The 17,982-nt window shown below is 34.0% G+C and carries 14 protein-coding genes; 5 read left to right on the top strand and 9 right to left on the bottom strand.

Annotation, left to right across the window (positions count from 1 at the left end; translation table 11 throughout):
• Window positions 1–64: 64 nt before the first annotated feature.
• Both ACZ5CF_RS04235 and ACZ5CF_RS04230 read left to right on the top strand, forming a co-directional pair.
• Window positions 65–3,421 (top strand): alpha-amylase family glycosyl hydrolase, encoded by a 3,357-nt coding sequence (locus ACZ5CF_RS04235; protein ID WP_464580596.1) that lies wholly within the window; start codon window positions 65–67, stop codon window positions 3,419–3,421.
• A gap of 52 nt (window positions 3,422–3,473) precedes the next feature.
• A complete protein-coding gene (locus ACZ5CF_RS04230) occupies window positions 3,474–4,349 on the top strand; it encodes a hypothetical protein (RefSeq protein WP_464580595.1) in 876 nt (291 codons plus the stop codon).
• Here the strand turns inward: ACZ5CF_RS04230 and ACZ5CF_RS04225 are convergent.
• Window positions 4,314–8,015 (bottom strand): metallophosphoesterase, encoded by a 3,702-nt coding sequence (locus ACZ5CF_RS04225; protein ID WP_464580594.1) that lies wholly within the window; start codon window positions 8,013–8,015, stop codon window positions 4,314–4,316. The two genes, ACZ5CF_RS04230 and ACZ5CF_RS04225, sit on opposite strands and share 36 nt — an antisense overlap.
• 49 nt (window positions 8,016–8,064) lie before the next feature.
• On the opposite strand from ACZ5CF_RS04225, the gene ACZ5CF_RS04220 reads away from it, so the two are divergent.
• Window positions 8,065–9,267 carry a Pycsar system effector family protein gene (locus tag ACZ5CF_RS04220; RefSeq protein WP_464580593.1) on the top strand — a complete coding sequence of 401 codons (1,203 nt, stop codon included), beginning with the start codon at window positions 8,065–8,067 and terminating at the stop codon, window positions 9,265–9,267.
• On the opposite strand, the gene ACZ5CF_RS04215 is transcribed toward ACZ5CF_RS04220, so the two are convergent.
• Window positions 9,254–11,635 (bottom strand): GAF domain-containing protein, encoded by a 2,382-nt coding sequence (locus ACZ5CF_RS04215; RefSeq protein WP_464580592.1) that lies wholly within the window; start codon window positions 11,633–11,635, stop codon window positions 9,254–9,256. The genes ACZ5CF_RS04220 and ACZ5CF_RS04215 overlap by 14 nt on opposite strands.
• Window positions 11,636–11,783: 148 nt before the next feature.
• Between ACZ5CF_RS04215 and ACZ5CF_RS04210 the strand changes: the two genes are divergently transcribed.
• Both ACZ5CF_RS04210 and ACZ5CF_RS04205 read left to right on the top strand, forming a co-directional pair.
• The gene (locus ACZ5CF_RS04210) at window positions 11,784–12,686 is read left to right on the top strand and encodes a metallophosphoesterase (RefSeq protein ID WP_464580591.1); all 903 of its coding nucleotides are present in this window, start codon (window positions 11,784–11,786) and stop codon (window positions 12,684–12,686) included.
• Window positions 12,687–12,735: 49 nt separating this feature from the next.
• Entirely contained in the window at window positions 12,736–13,317 is a 582-nt protein-coding gene (locus ACZ5CF_RS04205; protein ID WP_464580590.1) for a phosphatase PAP2 family protein, read from the top strand.
• On the opposite strand, the gene ACZ5CF_RS04200 is transcribed toward ACZ5CF_RS04205, so the two are convergent.
• The 7 genes from ACZ5CF_RS04200 to trmB form a co-directional block, all read right to left on the bottom strand.
• The gene (locus ACZ5CF_RS04200; RefSeq protein WP_464580589.1) at window positions 13,314–13,643 is read right to left on the bottom strand and encodes a 2Fe-2S iron-sulfur cluster-binding family protein; all 330 of its coding nucleotides are present in this window, start codon (window positions 13,641–13,643) and stop codon (window positions 13,314–13,316) included. The genes ACZ5CF_RS04205 and ACZ5CF_RS04200 overlap by 4 nt on opposite strands.
• A 19-nt stretch (window positions 13,644–13,662) precedes the next feature.
• Window positions 13,663–14,715, bottom strand: a complete 1,053-nt coding sequence (locus ACZ5CF_RS04195) for an NAD(P)/FAD-dependent oxidoreductase (RefSeq protein WP_464580588.1) — start codon at window positions 14,713–14,715, stop codon at window positions 13,663–13,665.
• 20 nt (window positions 14,716–14,735) lie between these two features.
• Window positions 14,736–14,972: a NifU family protein gene (locus tag ACZ5CF_RS04190; RefSeq protein WP_464580587.1), complete on the bottom strand. Its 237-nt coding sequence runs from the start codon at window positions 14,970–14,972 to the stop codon at window positions 14,736–14,738.
• A 35-nt stretch (window positions 14,973–15,007) separates the two neighbouring features.
• A complete protein-coding gene (locus ACZ5CF_RS04185; protein WP_464580586.1) occupies window positions 15,008–16,141 on the bottom strand; it encodes an Mrp/NBP35 family ATP-binding protein in 1,134 nt (377 codons plus the stop codon).
• A gap of 139 nt (window positions 16,142–16,280) precedes the next feature.
• Window positions 16,281–16,610: an MGMT family protein gene (locus ACZ5CF_RS04180; RefSeq protein ID WP_464580585.1), complete on the bottom strand. Its 330-nt coding sequence runs from the start codon at window positions 16,608–16,610 to the stop codon at window positions 16,281–16,283.
• Window positions 16,607–17,245, bottom strand: coding sequence for a LysE family transporter (locus ACZ5CF_RS04175; RefSeq protein ID WP_464580584.1), 639 nt, complete (start codon window positions 17,243–17,245; stop codon window positions 16,607–16,609). The genes ACZ5CF_RS04180 and ACZ5CF_RS04175 overlap by 4 nt, the downstream gene beginning before the upstream one ends.
• Window positions 17,242–17,916 carry a tRNA (guanosine(46)-N7)-methyltransferase TrmB gene (trmB, locus tag ACZ5CF_RS04170; protein WP_464580583.1) on the bottom strand — a complete coding sequence of 225 codons (675 nt, stop codon included), beginning with the start codon at window positions 17,914–17,916 and terminating at the stop codon, window positions 17,242–17,244. Before trmB ends, ACZ5CF_RS04175 begins: the two co-directional genes overlap by 4 nt.
• Window positions 17,917–17,982 lie beyond the last annotated feature (66 nt).

Below are 17,982 nucleotides of genomic sequence, written 5' to 3'. Positions count from 1 at the left end.
AACTTTAAAGGGCTTCTCAAGTTGTTTTTTGAGAAGCCCTTTTTTTCAACTAAACAAACATTACATGAAAAAAATTATACTCCTTTTCTTTTTTCCTTTATTAACACTTGCTCAAGTAACTATCTCTCCGTCTGCTTTCGAGGTAGATGATACTATTACAATTACTGTAGATGCTAATAGTACACTTACAGATTGTAACGGATTTAACAATCCTACTAAAGTGTATATGCATGCGGGTATTGGAGACGACTCTAACCCTTGGGGTTTTAGTGTAGTTGGAAATTGGGGGGAAGATGATGGTGTTGGAGAAATGACCAACAACGGAGACGGAACTTGGAGTATAACTATAAACCCGAAAACTTATTTTAACCTAACAGATACACAAGCTGCCAATGCAACTAAAATTGGTATGGTTTTTAGAAACGAAAATGGAAGCCAAGAGCTAAAAGATAATGGGTGTAACGATTTCTTTTTTGATGTAGGTGCTTTTCAGCTTATACTTAGTAATCCATCAGAAAATGTTAGCATTGTTACTTCGGGAGAAAACTTTACTATAACCGCTACAACAACTTTAACAGCCACTTTTACCCTAACAGCCAACGGTAATGTTGTAGATACGCAAAATAATATTACTAATTACTCTTACTCCTATTCTGTAACAGAAAATACAGACTTTGTTTTATCGGCTACTAACGGGTCAGACACAGATAGTGTAACATTTCAAGCATTAATACCACCTACCGTAACAGAAGCTCCGGTTCCAGCAGGCATGAAAGACGGTATAAATTTAGATACTGCAGACCCAACCAAAGCTACACTTGTGTTATATGCCCCTTTAAAACAATTTGTTCATGTAATTGGTGATTTTAACGATTGGAAAATAGACAACAATTATGTGATGAATAAAGACTCTGCATCTGATAGGTTCTGGATAGAGCTAACAGGGCTTACTCCTCAATTTAATCATATGTATCAATACTTAGTAGATTATGAAATTAATATAGCAGATCCTTATTCTACCTTGATTGCAGATCCTTATACAGACCAATTTATTGATGCAGTTACCTATCCTGATTTACCATCCTATCCAACAGGTAAAACAACCGAAGCTGTTACTGTTTTACGTACCGGTGATCCGGATTATGTTTGGCAAACCACAAATTTTCAAGCACCAAATAAAGAAGACCTTGTTGTTTACGAAATATTGTTAAGAGATTTTGATGAGCTTCATAGTTTTAATGCTCTTAAAAACCGATTAGACTACCTACAAGAGTTAGGCATAAATGCAATTGAGCTTATGCCGGTTAGTGAATTTGACGGGAACGAAAGCTGGGGGTACAACCCTTCATTTCATATGGCTTTAGATAAATATTACGGTACAAAAAATGCTTTTAAAGCGTTAATAGATGAATGTCATGCCAGAGGAATTGCCGTTATTTTAGATGTGGTTTACAACCATGCAACCGGCCAGAATCCATACTTTAGATTGTGGAACGATTCTAACGGTGGTTTAGGCGGAAGCGCAACACCAGACAACCCTTTCTTTAACCAACAAGCAACTCATTCATATAGTGTATTTAATGATTTTAATCATAGTTCGCAGGCAACCCGAGATTATGTGAAACGTACGGCACAGTACTGGATTGAAGAGTTTAAAATAGATGGTTTTAGGTGGGATTTAACAAAAGGATTTACACAAAATTGTACTGCAAACGACCAATCGTGTACAAATAACTATCAACAAGATAGGGTTGATGTTTTAAAACTTTATGCAGATTATCAGTGGGAAATAAATCCTGATTTTTATGTGATTTTTGAACATTTAGGAGGTATTACCGAAGAAAGTGAGTGGGCAGAGTATAGAGCTGCAGAAGGGAAAGGTATTTTATTATGGAATAAAGTTACAGACCCATACAATGAAGCTACCATGGGCTACCATGACAATGGAAAATCTAATTTTGCTTGGGCACATTATGCCGTAAAAGGATTTAATGGTCCATCAGCTATATCGTATATGGAAAGCCACGACGAAGAACGGCTTATGTATAAAAATTTAGAATTTGGTAATGCTGCTAATGGCTATTCGGTAAAAGATTTAAATACAGCGCTTTACAGAATGCAAACAGCCGGTGTATTCTTTTTTACTATTCCCGGACCAAAAATGATTTGGCAATTTGGAGAGCTGGGATATGACATTTCTATAGATGAGAATGGTAGAACCGGCAACAAACCAATTTTATGGGAATATGCTGATAACCCTAACAGAAAAGCTATATACGATACTTGGGCTAAGCTAATTAACTTAAAACTTACCGAACCTATTTTTAAAACCACTGATGTTAGTATTGATGCTAACGATGCTTCCGGATTAAAAAAAATTCAGCTTACTTATAATGCTGCAACTGGGCAAGAATTACAATACGTTACCATAATTGGTAATTTTGGAGTTACTACACAAAATATTGATCCGAATTTTCAAATAACCGGAACTTGGTATAATATTTTAGAGAGGAATACTCCTATTGAAATAACAAATGTAAACGATCCCATTACATTACAGCCCGGAGAATTTATGGTATTAGCCGATAAGCCGGTAATAGACCCTAATGATACCGATAGCGATGGCGTTGAAAACGCTAACGATCTTTGTAACAATACACCTTTTGGCGCAACAGTTAATGTAGATGGATGTGAAGTTTTTAGCCTCCCGGCAAATAATTACCAAATTTCTACAATTAGTGAAACTTGCCGTAATGCCAATAATGGTCAAATAAATATAACTACACAAACAGCTTTAAATTATAACGTTTCTGTTACCGGCCCTAATGGATTTTCTGATTCAGGTAGTTTTACAACTAATTGGTCTGTAGAAAATTTAAATGCCGGTACTTACACCCTTTGTTTTACTGTTTCCGGAGAAGCTGGCTACGAGCAATGTTTTACCGTATCTGTAACCGAACCTGAAGATTTATCGGTTTACACTAAATTTAGTGAAACTAGTAAAAGTGTTTCGCTAACTTTAAATGGTAGTAAAACCTATTACATAAACTTAAATGGAAAGGTACAACAAACTAATAATAGCCAACTAACACTTACTTTAAAACCAGGATTAAACACCTTAGAAGTTAGCACAGACAAATTGTGCCAAGGTGTTTATAATGAAACTATTTTTGTTTCAAATTCAGTTGAAGTATTTCCGAATCCGGTTTCAGACAACTTAAATATTTATCTGGCCGGAAACGATTCGCAAGTAACTGTGACCATTTATACTATTACCGGTAAACTTATTTATTCTAAAAACAAGAATGTACCGGCAAATCGTTTATTACAAATACCAACACAGCAGTTAATTGGTTCTCAGTTTATTGTTACCATTAATGGTCCAACCGTTAAGAAATCTGTTACTCTACTAAAAAAGTAAGATTGGTAAAATAGTTTTGGAGCTTTTGGCTCATGTTATTATTTTGTGAGCTATGAGAGTGTTGTTATACTTATATTTTTTATTGATTTTTGGCTGTAATGATTATGGTGCATTAACCTATGTTACAAAGCTTCCTAAAAAATTAAAAGAAAATTCCGGTATTGTTACGCTTTCTGGTGATTTATGTTGGTTTATTAATGATTCCGGGAATAAAGATCATATCTATGGAGTTGATTTTAACGGAAACTTAATTAGAGATATTAATATTAAAAATGCTAAAAATCATGATTGGGAAGACTTAACTAAAGATGCTGAAGGTAACATTTACATTGCAGATATAGGAAATAATGCAAACAACAGAAAAGACCTCGTTATATATAAAATTACTAACCCCGAATTAACAGATAGCTCAGATTTAGAAGCTCAAAAAATAAAATTTTCGTATTCAGATCAAGATTCATTTCCTCCGGCAAAAGAAAACTTTAATTACAATGCAGAAGCCATTATATACCATAACGGCTTTTTGTACATTTTTACTAAAAACAATACTACTCCTTTTAACGGATTAACTAAATGTTATAAGCTGCCTGCAAAGCCTGGAGAGCACGTAGCTAAGTTAATAGCCACTGTTTATATATGTAACCAAAAAATTAGTTGCCAAGTTACCGGGGCTGCCATAAACCCAAATGGTAAAACATTGGCACTTTTAACATCAAATAGCGTGTGGTTGTTAGATAATTTTAGCGAAGAAACCTTAAGCAAAAAGCCTCTAAAAAGAATTCCGCTTGAACATTTTTCGCAAAAAGAGAGTATTTGTTTTTTAGATAATCATACACTCTTAATCTCTGATGAACAGCAAGGCCCAACCGGTAGAAATCTTTACAAAATTTCGTTAAAACCTAAAGCCAAACCCAAAGGTAAATCGTAAACCATCTGTAGAATTAAACAGGGTTAAATCTGTATTTAAAGAATCGGCCATTAAAATCCACAATCCGCCTCCATACGATTTTTGCCAAGCATCATTAACATCGTTAGGCACCCAAACTCTACCATAATCAAAACCTCCATAAACTCCTATTTGTAAAGGTAAAAACGGTGTTTTAAAACTTTCAAAACTATAGCGCAAATCTGTACTTAAAACTAGACTGTTTTTACCCGTAAAGCGTTCATCCCTAAATCCTCTTAATGTTTCTCTTCCGCCCAATGTAGCAGCCTGATAAAACTCAAACTCATCTCCAAATGTAACTCTACCTGCTACTTTACTTTTAAGCACTAATTTTTTGTTGTTAGTTAAACTGTTGTACAACATTAAGGCAGATTTTACATACCCAAAATTACGTCTGGCTTCTTTTGCATTAATTGTGTAAGACGGTGTTAACGTAAAAAGCATTCCTCTTTTTGGGTTTAGTGTATTGTCAAAGCTTTTAAACGTGTAAGTTGCTTGTGCAGTTAAAAAATATTTACGTTTAAAGTCTTCTTGAGATGTAAAAAAGGTATTTACAAATCGGTTTTCGGTATCTTCTACCTCTACTCCATCTAAACGCAATTTACCGCTAAAATCACTGCCATAGTTAGAACGCCTAACAAAACCAATGTAGCCCGATAAATAACTAATTTTAACCCTATTATAATCTAAGCCCAAATCATCATCAAAATTGGGAGTATTGCTTCCGTAGCCAAAAAAGTTTTGTGTAAAGTTTTCGCTTGTTGCTTTTACTCCATAGGTGAAGTTTGCTTTGTTAAAGATGTTGGCTATTTCTCCATCAAATAAAAACTCAAAACCGCTTGTTGCAAAAAAGTAATTTGCCTGAACTGTAAACTGTTTTGTAAACGGATTTCGCTCAAATCCAAATTTTGTTCGTTGTGCTTTTACGCCAATTTTAAACCCATCGTCCGGGTTATACCCAAATGCCGGAAAAAAGTTGGTGGTTTTCTTCTCATCCTTTTTATAATTAAACAAATTAACATTATAGAGGTCTGTTAGTTTTATTTTTGCGCCATTGTTTTCTTGTATTGTATTCTTTTTAGATTTGTGATCGTAAATATTAACTCTTCGGCCGTTTTTTATTTTGTAAACATCATTGTTTTGTCCGCCAATTAGTCTTACAAAAATTGGGTTGTTAGCTTTTCCGGACACTTCAAACACATCGTCATCATCTAAACCATAAATCCAAATTTCTTTTGTAGTAGCTCTGTTAAATGTTTTATTTACAATTGTATCGGCTTTTTTACCGTCTTTAATTCTGAATATTTTAACGGTTGTTTCGTTATCTCCAGATCGTAAAACTTCTATATAATCATCTTTATCTGTTGCCGTTAAAATTGCAAGCCTATTAACAATCTTACTGTATTTTTTAGCAATGCTTACTAAATTGCTTCTTCTGCCTTTTAGCTTTTGTTTAATTACTGGTATGTTTTGATCTTGAACCTCTTTTGGTAACTTGCTAAAGGCTTTATCAATTACCTGATCTGTTAAATGCTCCTGAATAAATTTAGCTTCTTCTACCCAATCTTGAGTGGTAGCATTTTTTATTAAAGTTCTGTCTAACGGTAAAGCCTCTATATTAAACCACTGTAAATCTTTTAGTTTTTCATTGTACACTTGCATTAATCTTGAAGATGATATTAAGGCTCTTATTGTCCCCAGAAAAAGCCCATCAAAATTAGAGAAAGCCTGATCTCTATCTCTGGGAATGGGTTTAAAAATATGGTCACCGTTTTCTTTTTCAAACTCTGCCCATCTCCATTGGTCTTCATGCCTATCCCAATCGCCAATAAGCATATCAAAAAGTCTGGCACGAATGTACGCTCGTTCATCTAACTTATACTTTTCGTCTTCTCTTAATTTTTTATACAAATCTGCAGTACTTTCAACATCATCGGGCTTACCAAAACTTTCTAAATCAGAAAAAGCTTCCATTGGCCTTTCTTCTATCATGTAGAGTTCATCTCCGTAAAGATTGTTGTATTTACCGAGTGCTTTTTGTTTAGGAACATAAAATAGTTTTGGATTGGTATGATATACACTCACGGCAGCAGAAAGCTCATCTATTATAAACGGAGTGTATGGATGTGCTGCTGTATAAAAGTCTAATATTAAATCTTCAGGTAATGTGTTTTCTAGTTTATTTTCTATGTGAGTGTCTTTAAAAACAACCGATTGTAAAAACTTAACTGCACTTTTCTTTAGTGCTCTCATGTTATATTCTTTACCGTTTTTATCTACCAACCTGAGTGTTTTAGATTGATGTCCTCCTCCCATTCTTACTGGCTTTAAGCCACCATAAAGCGTATCTAAATTAACCGTTTTAGCGTTAATTAGTGTTCCGTAAACAGATCTGTAATGTTTACCGAGAATACTTTTGTAAAATTTAGATCTTTGAGTGCGTTCTGGTTTATAAACTGATGCTTTTACATGACTTGGAAATTTTGATGGGAGCGTATCTAATACAGGTTTAGGGTTTGGCTCGTGAATTTGAGTTTGATAAATAAGTGTTGTTCCCGTTAGTTTTGTTGCATAATATCTTACCCACGATGAGCCATCTGTAAATACATCTAACACAGCAAAACCGTATCCGCCATACGTAAATTGAGCATACTCGGTAAGTTTAGTTGCCGATATTTTGGCTCCTGAACCCGAAACTATTTGTGGTATGTTGTCTTCTTTGTTGTATTGTAAAGAATGTTCATGGCCAGAAACAAAAATTATTTTCTGAGCGTCTTTTGCCAAAGTCATTAATCGGTTTGCTAATTTATTGTAGCGCTCATTTATACGATCTTGTATAGAAACTCCGCCCGATTTTCTGATTAATGTTATTAAAGATGCTAAGCCGGGCATTGGGATTTTATGTTGAGTAGGATATAAATGCTTTTCTGCTGCAAATTTCCCGCCATGAGGCCCGTAGGTAAGTAGCGGATGATGTAGCGCAAATACAATAGTTTTATTTTGATGCTTTTTAAGCAGGCTTTCTATTTCTAAAAAAAATGCTTCTCTGGTTTTAATTTCAGGGCAGTCATCGTTAATTCCCGGATGGTTATCCCAATCTTCTAAAAACCATTGTGAATCTATAATTATTAATTGAATATTTTCTGAAACATCTACATCTGTAAGTCCGCAACCATCACTGGGCAAAAAAACTTTTTTATCTTTTAAACGCTCTTCAAAATAATCTTCCTGTCGGTCTAACCCCTTTATTCCTTCATCGTACCAATCATGATTTCCCGGAATAAAAATAATCTCTCCTTTAAAATCTTTAACCGCATCTAATTGCACATTAAGTCTGTGTTCTGCAATGGTTCTGTGTTTATTACCCTTTTTAGGCATTCCGTTAGGATAAATATTATCTCCTAAAAAAATCACGTAGTCTTGCTTAGATGCCGTGTCTAAAACTTTTTTTAACCCCAATAATGCCGGAGTACTCTGGTTTGCTTTTGCATAACCGGCATCACCAATTAAATAAAATGTTTTTTCTACAGTTTTATAAGATGGGTATGCGGTAAGGTTACTACTATCTTTATACTGTGGTTTGTATGTAGCACATCCAAAAATAAATAAGAGTATAATAAAAAGTAATCTATTTTGTAATTTGCACATTCTTATCATACAATTTTATTTGTTGTATATAATATAAAAAAAAAGAAAAATGGCAAAATCTCTTGTTGATAAAGCTGCAGAATACGTAAAAAATTTATTAACTACAGAGCTTAGTAATGCTTATTTATACCATAATCTTACACATACCGAACGAGTTGTTAAAAGTACAAAAGAAATAATAGAGAATACTAAACTAAAAAAAGATGAGGAAGAGGTACTTTTACTAGCTGCTTGGCTTCATGATGTTGGTTATGTAAAAGACTACAAAAATCATGAAGAGCACAGCGTTGAGATTGCAAAAGAGTTTTTACAACAAGAAAAAGCCGACAAAAAAACGATTAATGATGTTTGTGATTTAATTTTAGCTACACGAGATATTGCCATACCACAAAATGAGTTAGAAAAAATAATTCGTGATGCCGATAGCTCTCACTTTGCAAAAAATTCTTTTTTTGAAACTTCAGAGTATTTAAGACAAGAGCTGGCTTTATTAAAAATACAAAATTACACTCCTAAAGAGTGGCTAAACAAGAACATAGATTTTTTTGTAAACAAACACACTTTTTATACAGATTATGCTTTAAAAAATTGGAAAGCAAAAAAAGAAGAAAATCTTGCCAAACTTTTAAAAAAACAGAAAAAAGAAAAGCAAAAGATCAAGAAAGAAAAAATTAAAGCCAAGCTAAAAGCTCAAGCCAAAAACGAAAACCCCGATAGAGGTGTACAAACACTTTACAGAGTAACCCTTAGAAACCATATTAAACTTAGTGATATTGCAGATACTAAAGCTAATATTTTACTCTCTGTAAATGCCATTATAATATCGTTAGTACTGGCTAATTTAATCCCTAAATTAGATAACCCTTCTAATAGTTATCTTTTTGTGCCAACTGTAATTTTTATAGTTTTTAGCTTAGTCTCTATGGCGTTGTCTATTTTGGCAACAAGACCTAATGTTACACGAGGTGAGTTTACTAAAAAAGATGTAGAAGAACGAAAAGTTAATTTATTGTTTTTTGGGAACTTTCATAAAATGAAGCTCGAAGAATATGAATGGGCGTTAGGAGAAGTAATTAAAGACAAAGACTACTTGTATAACTCGTTAACAAAAGACCTGTATTATTTAGGCGTAGTGTTACACAGAAAGTACAAAATTTTAAGGGTAACCTACACCATATTTTTAACCGGAGTAATAATATCTGTAATAGCCTTTATAATAGCTTTTAAAACCAGAATTCCTATTGAAGTTTAAGTGCTTTTGCTAACTCTTTGTAGGTATAATACTCTTCGGGGTCTCCTTTTTTTCTATAAAGAACCTCTACTCGTATAGCTTTTAGCCCACTTACACCTTGAAGGGTTTCTAAATCAACAATTTCTACTTTCTCAGAAATAAAGTTTTTGGCTTGTAGCAGATTTATATAGCGCATGTATTCACGTTCGTCTTTTTTCTGAGAATATATAATAGCAATTTTTCCTTTTTGAGTTACTCGCTCTTTAGTGCCCTTAATAAATGCTTTATCTAAACGCTTTTTTATTATCTCATATCTGGCGTTATACGTACCATCTACATCAAAATGGTGCTCATCTAATCTATATTTAATAGAAATTGGCGTGCTAAATGCCAGTATCATAGAGGCTACATCTAAATCTAAAGGTAAATTAGGTTTTAAATTGTAAAACTCATTTTCCATTTCGCACATAGTTTGCAGCTGCCACAAACGTAGATTTTTTAAGTAAATCTCATTAAAATCATTTGTATTAGCTATAGATGAGCCTATGTACATATTATGCTCTACTCCATCTGTTTTATAGCGCTCAAAAAAGTGCGGATACATTTTTTGGGCTTCTACCTGTTTTGCATCTAAAACTTTAGTTAAACAAGCATTTATTTTGGTTACAGATTCATCATAATCTCTGCGATAATGATAAATAAACCCGTTATCATGCAAGCAATCAAAGTAGTTTTCTACCATTTCTTTGAGCTTGTCATTTTTTTGCCCTATATGTACTATAACCGGATGAATTTCTTCGTTTACTAAGTCTAAAATCTTCTGTTCGGCATCTGTTTTTAAATCTTGTTTTACCTCATCTAAATATCCTTTAATTCTAAAATTCATCTCGTCGTAAATTGGCAACGACTCAACTTTAGAGGCTTCAACAAAAATTTTACTCAATAAATTAAGTTGAGTTCTGAGGTCTTTTTTAATGGCTTCATTTCGTTTTAAAGAAGACTCTTTAATATCTGTTTGCCCATATAGCGCATACACATTTTTAAATACAATTTCTTCTATTGGAGGCGACTCTACTCCGTCTTGAAGTTTTCTAAAATAGTTTTCGGCAGCTCTGTAAAAACACCATTTTACAGATGGATGAATAGCTGTATAGTGCTCTTGAATAAAGGCTTCAAGAATATTTTTATGTTCTTCTGATGCACGTTGAACGGCAGCCTCAAACACCGGAATGACATCACTTAATTTATTTTGATTTACAGAGTTTAACTCATACGGTCTTGGTGAAGCAATTTCTAACAAAGCAAAAAAGTTGTCTTCTCCTTTAAGCGGAATTAAAATAATGCTTCCTATGTTATTATTTTTTAAGTTTTTATAAAACTCATTTTGGTTAGATGCCTTACCATATGCCTCTACATCAGATATGGTTAATACTTTTTGTTTGTTAAAAAGGGTATCTAAAACACTCTTGCAGAAAAAATTATCGCATTTAATTTCTTGTGTGTTACTTATAATTAAACTATCTGAACGCTTTACCAGCGTTGTTGTTTTTTCTTTTCGGTTTAAATCAAATGCAGAGAATCCAACTTTTAAATCGTTAATTCTAAAAAACTCCTGAAGGTTTAATGCAACATCTTCAATTAAATTATCATCTTTTCTAAGCATATTGGCTTTTAAAGAAGATAGGGTTTCTTCAATCGTTACATCAAACAAATTCATTATACCAAACCCTTTAAAAATATAACTCCCGGGTGGAAATTTTTCTTTCCAAATAGCTACATTTTCAAAGTTGTCTAACAGCATTTTAAAATCTTCGTCTGTAATTTTAGGCGCATTTTCTGTTGGAGTTATTTTAGAAAAATCGGCATTAAACGCTACTCTGTAATGATGTGTAATACCGGTGTTTTTATCAGGAATATCAAAGAAAAAAGGTCTTCTTAAATCTATCGGACGTTTGTGGTAAAACGTCAAAATCATTGTACAGGCGTGAATATATATTTTATCTTCGTCTAAGTTTCTAAGAGTTAAATTAAAATCCGGTCCGGCATTGTTAATTATATTTTCAAATCGTTTTGTAAACTTAAACGAAGTAAAATCAAAAGGAATACTTACCGCCTTTATCTCGTTCTGTGTTAAAGGTTCAGGAAAAAGCGGATCTAATAATAAGTCAATAGTTTCACTGTAAGTATCAAGTAATGAAAAATCAGAAAACCCATTAATAAGCTCAGGATGTTTGTTGATTTCATCTACCAAATACTTAGCCGATTTATGGTAAGGATGTTTACTATCTTCGGCATATTTTTTATAATAATCTAACACATCCTCAAAGCTTAATAACAGCTTAAAAGGCAGCTCTAACTTCTCTTCTTTATTTGAGTGTATAATCTTCATAACTCCTGTACAAGTTGCAAAAATACGAAATAAGCTACAATGCTTTTCATTGCGTCTGCAAAGTGTTTGCTTTTTTAGATAAGCTTAGTAGTAAGAAAGAGAGTTTCATTACTCGATTTTTTTATGGATATTTATTAAAACTTTCTTAATGTCATCTAAAACCCGCCTCACACGAGCCTTTAAAAAAGCACAAATTGTTTTATTTAACAATGAGTCTAAATTTATTTTGTTTAGTGATTGCCATAGAGGTGATAATAGTTTTGCAGATGATTTTGCCAACAACAAAAACGTATATTACCACGCCTTAAAATATTATTATAATGAAGGTTTTACTTATATTGAGTTAGGTGATGGCGATGAGCTGTGGGAAAACCTGTCGTTTGAGCAACTTTTTCATGCCCATAAGAATGTATACCTTTTAATGAAACGTTTTTATGATGAAAAAAGGTTGTATTTATTGTATGGTAATCATGACATGGTTTACAAAGACCCTAATTATGTTGATAAACATTTAAGCACTTATTTTGAGCCTATTACCGGAAAAAATGAGCCCTTATTTAAAGGTATCACTTTTCATGAAGCACTATTGTTAAAACACTCACAAACACAACAAGAATTATTTTTAACTCATGGGCATCAGGCAGATACTTGGAATTATCTTTTTTGGCGTTTTAGCAGGTTTATGGTTAGAGTGCTTTGGAAACCACTACAAGTTGTTGGCATTGCAGATCCTACCAGTCCGGCAAAAAACTACAAAGAACTCATAAAAGTAGAGCGCCGAATAAAAAAGTGGATTATTCAAAATAACAACCAACTAACTATTACCGGGCACACTCACAGACCGCGTTTTCCTAACCCCGGTGAAATAGCTTTTTTTAATACGGGTAGCTGTGTACATCCCAGAAGCATTACCGGTATAGAGATAGAGAACGGCAAAATTTCTTTAATTAAGTGGCATATAGACATTACACCCGAAGGGTTTTTACAAATTGTTAGACGCGTTTTAGAACCTCCCAAGAAGTTAAGCGATTATTTTAAACCTTTAAGCTAAAAGCAACAACTTAAAACACTATACAACAAACAAATAGCGTTTTGTTTTCATGAAAAAGAGAACGCTTTACTTACTTCTTTTTTTAATTTTTAATGTTGCTGTTTTACCGGCTCAAGATATGGTAGATGCAACTGGTCATGAAGACTGGGAGTTTGCCTTAGAGTATAGCGGAGATGTATTACAAATTGCATTGCCTTTAACTGCCGGATTAACAACTGTAATTAGTAAAGATTGGCAAGGAACCAAACAGTTTTTACTTTCTTATGCTACTACAATGGTTACAACTTATAGTTTAAAAAAGCTTATTCATAAGCAACGTCCAGAGGGCAGACATTTATTTGATGCTTTCCCTTCAGGGCATACCTCTTCGGCATTTTCAGGAGCTTCATTTATTCAACGAAGATATGGTTGGAAATACGGAAAGTGGGCTTATTTACTGGCTGCAGTAGTTGGTGTGAGCAGAATGGAAGGACCGAATGGGTTTCATGATATCTGGGATGTAGTTGGTGGTGCTGCCATAGCAATTGGAAGCACTTATATATTTACCAAACCCAAACAAAAATCCGAAGTAAAAATTAACTTCAGCTCTAATAAAAATAATTACGTTATAGGAGTTGTAGTAACATTTTAGCTCTCTGGCGCAAGTTCTATTACTAATCCATCTAACGTATTATCTAACTGAATTTGGCAACCCAGCCTACTATTATCTTTCACATAAAATGCTTCGGCAAGCATAGCTTCTTCGTCTGGTGAGCGCTCCGGTAAATTATGATCAGATAACACATAACACTGGCAAGAAGCACACATAGCCATACCACCACAAACACCTATTGTACCTTCTGGAGCCAACTCATACGATCTACATAACTCCATTACATTCATTGCCATATCTGTAGGAGCATCTACTTCGTGTTTTACTCCTTCTCTATCTATTATAGTAACTTTTATATCTGACATAAAATTTGGGTAAAAACAATTACTCTATTGATTTAATTACTGCTTTTTCTGCTTCTTTTCTAGAGCCGTCAAAACCATCTATACCGCTCACCGTAGTATATTTTAAAACATATCTTTTACCCGGATGAATGCGTTGGTATGCGCTCTGGCACATAAGTGTTGCTTCATGAAAACCACACAATATTAATTTAAGTTTTCCAGGATAGGTATTAACATCGCCAATGGCGTAAATACCCGGAATATTTGTTTGGTAATCTAAAGCATTATTTACTTTAATGGCATTCTTCTCTATTTCAAGTCCCCAATTTGCAATAGGACCAAGCTTAGGCGAAAGTCCGAATAACGGTATAAAATAATCGGTTTCTATCTGTTGTTTTTCTCCCTCTTTCTCTACAGTTACAGCTTCTAAATGGTTTTTACCATGTAGTGCCACAACTTCTGCAGGGGTGATTAAGTTAATTTTATTTTCGCGTTTTAACTGCTGTACTTTCTCTACAGAATCTAATGCGCCTCTAAATTCGTTTCGTCTGTGAATTAGTGTTACTTGCGAAGCAACTTCGGCCAGGTAAATAGTCCAGTCTAATGCCGAGTCTCCTCCTCCGGCTATAATAACACGTTTGTTTTTATAAATTTCAGGGTTTTTAATAAAGTAGGCTACTCCTTTATCTTCATAATCGCTAATGTTATCTATAAGTGGTTTTCTGGGTTCAAAACTTCCTAACCCTCCGGCAATTGCCACCACTGGAGCATGATGCTTAGTACCTTTATTAGTTGTTACAATAAAAGTTCCATCGTCTAACTTTTCTATAGTTTCAGCGCGTTCACCGAGTGTAAACCCAGGGTTAAACGGTTTAATTTGTTCTAATAAATTCTTTATTAAATCACCGGCTAAAACCTCCGGGAATCCGGGAATATCATAAATTGGTTTTTTAGGATATATTTCTGCACACTGTCCTCCGGGCTGGGGTAAGGCGTCTATTAAGTGGCATTTTAACTTTAGTAATCCTGCTTCAAATACTGCAAAAAGGCCCGTAGGGCCAGCTCCAATAATTAATATATCGGTTTTAATCATGATAATCTTTTGGCATTTTTTTATTCAACGTTGATTACCTCTTTTATGTGTGGTGCATATTTTTTTATGGTCATCTCTACTCCGCTTTTAAGCGTCATTTGATTAACACTACACCCCACACAAGCACCCTCTAGCCTTACCTTTACAAGATCATTTTCTATTGAAACTAACGATATGTTACCGCCATCACTTTCTAAAAAAGGCCTGATTTCTGCGAGTGCTTTTTCAACGTTTGCTTTGGTTTGTTCTATTGTCATACTCATTTAATAACTTCAAAAAAATTATATGCCGACTATTTTTGTTTATTTACAGCCGAACACCCTGCCATAGTGGTTATTTTTATGGCTTGTGTTGGTGGTAAGCTGTCGTTGCGTTTAACAACTTGCTCTACTATATTTCTGGTTAAGTTTTCAAAAGCTTTTTCTAAAGGTGTTGCAGTTTGCAATGCAGCCGGTCTGCCAACGTCTCCTGCCTCTCTAATACTTTGAACTAATGGTATTTCTCCTAAAAAAGGAACTTTTAAATCTTCAGAAAGGTTTTTAGCTCCTTCTTTTCCAAAAATATAGTATTTGTTATCCGGTAATTCTTCTGGAGTAAAATACGCCATGTTTTCTACAATTCCTAAAACCGGAACATTAATGGCCTCTTGCTGAAACATTGCTACTCCTTTTCTGGCATCGGCAAGTGCTACCGGTTGTGGCGTACTTACTACAACTGCCCCGGTAACCGGAAGCGATTGCATAATACTTAAATGAATATCTCCGGTACCAGGTGGGAGATCTAACAGTAAAAAATCTAACTCACCCCATGCAGCATCAAAAATCATTTGATTTAATGCTTTAGCAGCCATTGGCCCACGCCAAATTACTGCTTGGTTGGGCTGAGTAAAGAATCCTATAGATAAAATTTTTACTCCATAGTTTTCTATTGGTTTCATTTTAGATTTGCCATCTACGGTTACTGCCAAAGGCTTCTCGTGTTCAACATCAAACATAATTGGAGCAGAAGGCCCATAAATATCTGCATCTAACAATCCTACTTTAAAGCCCATTTTAGCAAGTGTAACGGCCACGTTGGCAGTAATGGTAGATTTACCTACTCCGCCTTTTCCAGATGCTATGGCAACAATATTATGAATTCCGGGAATGGCTTTCCCTTTTATTTGAGGCTTTTCTGGCGCTTGTACTTTTATATTCACTTTTACTTTAGCCTTTTCATAAACATGGTCATGAATGGCTTTCATTATAGAAACCTCTGTTTTTTTCTTGGCTTGCAAGCTTGGGTTAGAAATGGTTACATCTACTACAACCTCATCGCCAAAAATTACCACATTGGTTACAGCATTGCTTTCTACCAGGTTTTTACCTTCTCCGGGTGCTGTAATAGTTTCTAATGCTTTTAAAATATCGTTCTTATGTAGCTTCATTACAGTGGTTTAGCTTAACTTAAAATCATTCTAAATTGCAAAGATACAGCTTACAATTTATATTCTAAAGTAATGGTATTGAAAAGAATGATGCTAAGATAACCTTGGTTTATATTGCAATAAAATGATAAAAATCAGCTTATTTTAATTCTTTGCCGGGGTCCCAGAAAACTTCCTTAAAATTTTGCACTTGGTTATTTTTTATAATCACACCTTCACTTTCCAGCAGTTGTTGCATAAGGTTGGTTCCTTGAAAGTGGTGTTTTCCTGTTAGGACTCCATTTCTGTTAACAACTCTATGTGCCGGAACGTCTTTACCGGCAGCATTGTTCATTGCCCAACCAACCATTCTGGCACTTCTGGCAGCACCTAAATATTTGGCTATACTACCATACGAGGTAACTCTGCCATAAGGTATTTGCCTTGCAACATTGTATACTTTTTCAAAAAAACTATCGGAAGAACTCATACTATGTCTTTGTAGAAAATTCTAATAAGTGTTATAACTAATAAAATAAGCATTAACACACTTAAAATATAGTCTGAGTATTTAGAAAACCTATCGGTTTTTGTTTCTAATTTATTAAAGTAAACTATGTAAAGATACAGCACACTAAAAGTACCCAATGCAGCTGCTAACATGAATGTTAGCACATCTTGCCATAAAAATTTAATCCACCCTGAAACTTTCCAGGCAGCATTTAGTGCACTATAATAGGGTATGGTAAGCAAGTTAAGCATTGCTAAAAGCATGCCCTTAAAAAAGCTGTTTTTTTTGCTTACGTTAACAATCTTTATTTTTTTGTCTTTGTTTTTTTTAGCCAGTATAAAAAAGTAAATGGCAAAAACTGCAAATACAATAAGTGCAATTTTTAGCAGTAAATCTATTACAACCGGATTATTGTATAAGTATCTTGAAATTAGTACCCCAACGTAAGCCTGTAACATAACTACAAGACTTACTCCTAAGGCAAACATTAACCCATTGTTTTTTCCTTTTCTTACACTAATTTTTGCTGCATTAATATTTAGTAATCCCGGAGGCACTGTAGCCATAAATGCGGCAGAAAAAGTTGCAAAGAAAAGAATAATTAAGTGGGTCATTTTTCTAATCTGAACTTAATATATGTTATAGGTTTACCTTGCTCAAGATACTGTTTTTCGTAAAAAGTTTGAATTTTTGTTAGTTCTTCAGGGGCATGTAGATTGCTGTAAATATCATGATGAGCGTATAGTATTTCGTATCCTAAGCCATGAAGCAACCCAAGCGTATAACCATGCATAAACTCACTATCAGTTTTTAAATGTATTAACCCTCCTGGCTTAACTATTTTTTTATACTTATTTAAAAACTCTTGATTTGTAAGCCTATGTTTTGTGCGTTTGTATTTAATTTGCGGATCTGGGAATGTAATCCAGATTTCGTCTACCTCATTTTCATCAAAAAGCAAATCAATCAACTCTATTTGGCTTCTTAAAAATGCTACGTTAGGAAGGTTTTCTTCTAATGCTGTTTTGGCACCTCTCCAGAAACGAGCTCCCTTAATATCTATGCCAATAAAGTTTTTTTCAGGATATTTTCTGGCTAAATTAACAGAATACTCGCCTTTACCACATCCAAGCTCTAACACAATTGGGTTGTTATTCTTAAAAAAAGTAGCCCAATTACCTTTAAAAGAGAATTCTTTATTGAGAACCTGCTCTCTTTTAGGCTGAATAACATTTGAAAACGTCTCGTTTTCTTTAAATCTCTTAAGTTTATTTTTACTTCCCAATGGTTTATTTTTTTCTGGAAGACTTATTTTTTATAAACGAAGCAAATTTAGAAAACCTACTGTAAT

It is taken from the genome of Lutaonella thermophila (genome assembly GCF_055387725.1).
Note: the sequence above shows the minus strand (reverse complement) of the source record. Positions and strands in the feature narration are given on the sequence as shown.

What these genes read in the sequence shown, in the direction of transcription:
- ACZ5CF_RS04230 (WP_464580595.1), top strand. Translation starts at nt 3,474, where the DNA reads ATGAGAGTGTTGTTATACTTATATTTTTTATTGATTTTTGGCTGTAAT.
- ACZ5CF_RS04180 (WP_464580585.1), bottom strand. Translation starts at nt 16,610, where the DNA reads ATGAGTTCTTCCGATAGTTTTTTTGAAAAAGTATACAATGTTGCAAGG.
- ACZ5CF_RS04185 (WP_464580586.1), bottom strand. Translation starts at nt 16,141, where the DNA reads ATGAAGCTACATAAGAACGATATTTTAAAAGCATTAGAAACTATTACA.
- ACZ5CF_RS04225 (WP_464580594.1), bottom strand. Translation starts at nt 8,015, where the DNA reads ATGTGCAAATTACAAAATAGATTACTTTTTATTATACTCTTATTTATT.
- ACZ5CF_RS04175 (WP_464580584.1), bottom strand. Translation starts at nt 17,245, where the DNA reads ATGACCCACTTAATTATTCTTTTCTTTGCAACTTTTTCTGCCGCATTT.
- ACZ5CF_RS04215 (WP_464580592.1), bottom strand. Translation starts at nt 11,635, where the DNA reads ATGAAGATTATACACTCAAATAAAGAAGAGAAGTTAGAGCTGCCTTTT.
- ACZ5CF_RS04210 (WP_464580591.1), top strand. Translation starts at nt 11,784, where the DNA reads ATGTCATCTAAAACCCGCCTCACACGAGCCTTTAAAAAAGCACAAATT.
- ACZ5CF_RS04190 (WP_464580587.1), bottom strand. Translation starts at nt 14,972, where the DNA reads ATGACAATAGAACAAACCAAAGCAAACGTTGAAAAAGCACTCGCAGAA.
- ACZ5CF_RS04195 (WP_464580588.1), bottom strand. Translation starts at nt 14,715, where the DNA reads ATGATTAAAACCGATATATTAATTATTGGAGCTGGCCCTACGGGCCTT.
- ACZ5CF_RS04220 (WP_464580593.1), top strand. Translation starts at nt 8,065, where the DNA reads ATGGCAAAATCTCTTGTTGATAAAGCTGCAGAATACGTAAAAAATTTA.
- ACZ5CF_RS04200 (WP_464580589.1), bottom strand. Translation starts at nt 13,643, where the DNA reads ATGTCAGATATAAAAGTTACTATAATAGATAGAGAAGGAGTAAAACAC.
- ACZ5CF_RS04235 (WP_464580596.1), top strand. Translation starts at nt 65, where the DNA reads ATGAAAAAAATTATACTCCTTTTCTTTTTTCCTTTATTAACACTTGCT.
- ACZ5CF_RS04205 (WP_464580590.1), top strand. Translation starts at nt 12,736, where the DNA reads ATGAAAAAGAGAACGCTTTACTTACTTCTTTTTTTAATTTTTAATGTT.